Below are 3,812 nucleotides of genomic sequence, written 5' to 3' on the forward strand. Positions count from 1 at the left end.
GACCCGCGAGGCCGTGACCAGACGGACCATCGGGGGCTCCTGCCGGGGGTCGCTGACCGCCGAGGCTTCATGGGAGGGAATCGCAAGAGCAACGAAGGTCGCCACCCCCGCTGGGACCAGAATACCGGCCAAAATCGCAACACCCCTTTTCACGACCGTCTCCTTTGAGTTTTAGATTGTGTACGAAATCTATATCGAAGTTAGAAGTCGGTCGCAATCTAATTTTGGGATGATAACGAAAGCGTGATCTCCAGATCGAAGGTTTCCTCGCGGAGTGCCAAATCCAGGGATGAGATTGATAGATTGCAGTTGAACTCTATATGGGATATAGAAGTGGAACGAAATCCAAATGGAGGTCCACGATGCGAGTGAGTCGCACCCAGGCGGCCGAGAACCGCCAAACCGTGATCAATGTGGCCAGTCGCCTCTTCAGGGAGCGCGGCTTTGATGGCATTGGGCTCAAGGACCTGATGAAGGGGGCCGGGCTAACCCAGGGCGCCTTCTACAAGCAATTCGCGTCAAAAGAGGATCTGGCGGTCGAGGCGTCGAGGCGCGCATTGGAGAGCGCGTCCGGCCGATGGACGGATGCTGCCACCCAGAATCCTGAGGATCCGCTTGGCGCGGTGATCGGGTTCTACCTCAGCGGCGACCATCGCGGAGAAAAGATGGACGGTTGCCCGATCGTGGCGCTCGGCTCGGATGCCGCGCGTCAGGGCCTCGAGGTGAAGGCGGAATTCGAAGCGGGCATCAAAGCCCATCTCGACGTGCTCGGCCGCTTCATCGCCGGAGCTGGCGACGAGGCCTCCCGCAGCAAGGCCATGGCCATTCTCGCGACGATGGTGGGCGCGGTGACGCTATCGCGCGTGATCAACGACCCTGATCTGGCTCAGGCCGTTCTGGATGCCGCGGCGAAACAGGTTCGAGATGCCGCTGCCGCTTGAAAGGATGGGCCGGTGTTCGGATTGAGAACGTGCCCGAGGCCCATTCGCGGATCAAATTAGAAAGAGAACGATGTCGAAAGAAGCAACGGAAAGCTTCGCCGGAAAATGGGCTCTGATCACGGGCGCGTCGAGTGGCCTCGGCCTTGAATTCGCAGATCTCCTGGCGGCGCAGAAAGTCAATCTCGTACTGGCGGCTCGACGGCAAGAGCCGATGGACAGGCTTGCCTCCGATCTCCGCCGCAAATACGGGGTGGATGTGCTGGTCGAGGCGATCAATCTTGCCGCGCCGGGCGCGGCCACCCGCCTGAAAAGCAATCTCGACGCGAAGTCGGTGACGATCGACATTTTGGTGAACAATGCCGGCTTCGGCTTGCACGGCGATTTTTTGGACACGCCGATCGAGCATACCGCGAACATGATCCAGCTCAACATCACGACGCTCACAGAGCTGACCTATCTGTTCGGCCACGACATGGCTAAGCGGCGATCCGGACATATCCTTCTCATCGCCAGCCTTCTGGCCTTCCAGGCCGTCCCCAGCTATGCGGCCTATGCGGCGACCAAGGCTTATGTCCTCGCCCTTGGCGAGGCTCTGCATGACGAACTCCGCCCGCGCGGTGTGGTCGTTACCAGTCTCTGCCCGGGGCACACCGCGACGGGCTTCGATGCGGCAGCCGGCGCAACCGCATCGGCCTTGCTGCGCCTTCTCACCATGAAGCCGCGCCCGGTCGCCGCGAGCGGAATTCAGGCATTGCTGCAAGGAAAGGCTATGGTGGTCGCAGGCTTCTCGAACAAAATGGCCGCCTTTTCAAATCGTCTGACACCGCGATCAATGCAAAGGGCCACGATGAAAAGAATAATGGACGCTTGACTCCGGAGCGCCCGGGTGCGGGCGCTTGCCGAACCAGCGCGGGTTCTTGACTCTTGGCAGAGGTCGCAGAAAAGGCGCGTGTGCAAGCAAGCGCGGATACGAGCCGAAGCTCTCGTAATTGAAGCTCGACCTCAGCACCAACCATCGAAGAACGGATCGACAGTTGTCGGATCATGGCGCGCGCGAACGCGGCGCGCTCGACGATGGTCCGGCGGCTTGAGCCGTTGCGAGCTGTGAAATGACCCGCGTTCGCGCAAGCGGGTTTGAAGAGCGTCACCGAACAGGTTCGTGAGACCGCGCACAACGCCCCCGACCAGCGCGGTCGAAATCTCCAGACCAGCTGACCTCGATAAAAATTCCTAAAAAGAACTGCGTCATAGTGTCTAAGCGGAGCCATCGATAAGAAAAAGTTTGATCAAGCTTCATTGACGGTTCTTATTTAGAACTGTATATGGAGGCGCTCCTTGCAAAACGAGCCAATCCAAGAATTCGCCGAAAAGGGGGGAAGGTGATGGTCGTCGATGAGCGCACTCCGAATCGCAATCGCAATCGCGAGCTCGATCGCTCGCACCGAACTTCGCTAGGTTAGAGCGAGTCTGGAGCCCAAATGGCGATCGACGTTCTTTTCCGGCCGTTCACACATAAAGGCCTGAGCCTTCCAAATCGCGTCGTTATGGCGCCGATGACCCGCTCGTTCTCTCCAAATGGCGTAGTTACCGCAGATGTAGCGCAGTATTACCGTCGCCGGGCCGAAGGCGGGGTCGGACTTATCATTTCGGAGGGCACAGGGGTTGATCGCCCGGCTTCTTTGAACGACCCGAACGTCCCTCGGTTTCACGGCGTGCAGGAGCTCGCCGGCTGGCGTCGCATCGTGGACGAAGTCCACGATGCCGGCGGACTGATGGCGCCTCAGCTTTGGCACGTCGGCGCCGTCCGCACGCGCGAGAAAGACTGGCAGCCTCCAGGCGCCTACGACAGCCCTTCGGGGCTTTCGCGACCCGAGAAGAATCTTGGCGTCCCGATGAGCGATGAGGATATCGCGGACGCCATTCGGGCCTTCGCGGATGCCGCTCTTGCCGCCAAGCGCTCGAATTTCGATGCCGTCGAGCTGCATGGAGCGCACGGCTATCTGATCGACCAATTTTTCTGGGAAGGGACCAATCGCAGAGAAGATGCGTATGGTGGCAGAAATCTACCCGGGAGAGCGCGTTTCGCCGCCGACATCGTGCGCGCGGTGCGTAAATCGGTCGGCCCTGAGTTTCCGATATTGCTTCGGATCAGCCAGTGGAAGCAGCAGGACTTCGCCGTAAAGCTCGCCAGCACGCCGCGCGAATTGGAGGCGTGGTTGATGCCTCTGCGTGAAGCCGGTGTTGACATTCTTCATTGCTCGCAGCGGCGCTTCTGGGAGGCGGAATTCGAGGGTTCGGATCTGAATTTTGCCGGGTGGGCGAAAAAGGTGACTGGCTTGCCGACGATTTCGGTCGGCTCAGTGGGGCTGACGGGTGAGTTCATCGCCGCATACGGCGGAGAGAGTTCGCGACCGGCATCCTTGGACGAACTGGTCCGTCGTCTGGACCGAGAGGAATTCGATCTCGTGGCCGTTGGCCGGGCGCTGCTTCAGGATCCGCAATGGCTTTTGAAGGTGCGTGACGGACGAGCCGCTGAACTGATGGCTTTCGATCGCTCTGCATTTGCGACCTTGAGCTGAACGTCGGAACGCGTTGATTGCTCTTTTGAGCACCGGGATTGGAGGAGATGCGCAAGTTGCGACATCAAATCCCAAAAAAACAATGACGCAATCAGGAGGGAAAAGTGCGCGAGAAGCGGAGGGGATTGGATAGCCGTCGTCGTTGCGGAGCGCGGTCGCTCACCAGGTCGCCGAACGACAAGGGCGAGACGAGATGACGCAGGCACAGCTCGCGCAGGGGACATCGCCCCTGCTCGCGGTTCGCGACGTCAGCGTCGTGTTCGGCGGCATCATCGCGCTCAACGGCGTGTCC

At 59.8% G+C, this 3,812-nt stretch carries 3 protein-coding genes and 1 pseudogene; all 4 read left to right on the top strand.

Annotated features, from left to right (window positions below; all coding sequences use genetic code 11):
• Positions 1-362 precede the first annotated feature (362 nt).
• Positions 363-941, top strand: a complete 579-nt coding sequence (locus MOV75_RS30285; protein ID WP_246931247.1) for a TetR/AcrR family transcriptional regulator — start codon at positions 363-365, stop codon at positions 939-941.
• Positions 942-1,011: 70 nt separating this feature from the next.
• A complete protein-coding gene (locus tag MOV75_RS30290; RefSeq protein ID WP_246931245.1) occupies positions 1,012-1,812 on the top strand; it encodes an SDR family oxidoreductase in 801 nt (266 codons plus the stop codon).
• Between the two features lie 607 nt (positions 1,813-2,419).
• Positions 2,420-3,520 carry an NADH:flavin oxidoreductase gene (locus MOV75_RS30295; protein WP_246931244.1) on the top strand — a complete coding sequence of 367 codons (1,101 nt, stop codon included), beginning with the start codon at positions 2,420-2,422 and terminating at the stop codon, positions 3,518-3,520.
• 193 nt (positions 3,521-3,713) lie between these two features.
• Positions 3,714-3,812: pseudogene (livG, locus tag MOV75_RS30300) on the top strand (high-affinity branched-chain amino acid ABC transporter ATP-binding protein LivG); the annotation flags it as partial.

This window comes from Bradyrhizobium sp. PRIMUS42 (assembly GCF_023006515.1).
Lineage (GTDB): Bacteria > Pseudomonadota > Alphaproteobacteria > Rhizobiales > Xanthobacteraceae > Bradyrhizobium.

Coding starts and splice junctions, on each gene's coding strand:
- MOV75_RS30285 (WP_246931247.1), top strand. CDS start 363: ATGCGAGTGAGTCGCACCCAGGCGGCCGAGAACCGCCAAACCGTGATC.
- MOV75_RS30290 (WP_246931245.1), top strand. CDS start 1,012: ATGTCGAAAGAAGCAACGGAAAGCTTCGCCGGAAAATGGGCTCTGATC.
- MOV75_RS30295 (WP_246931244.1), top strand. CDS start 2,420: ATGGCGATCGACGTTCTTTTCCGGCCGTTCACACATAAAGGCCTGAGC.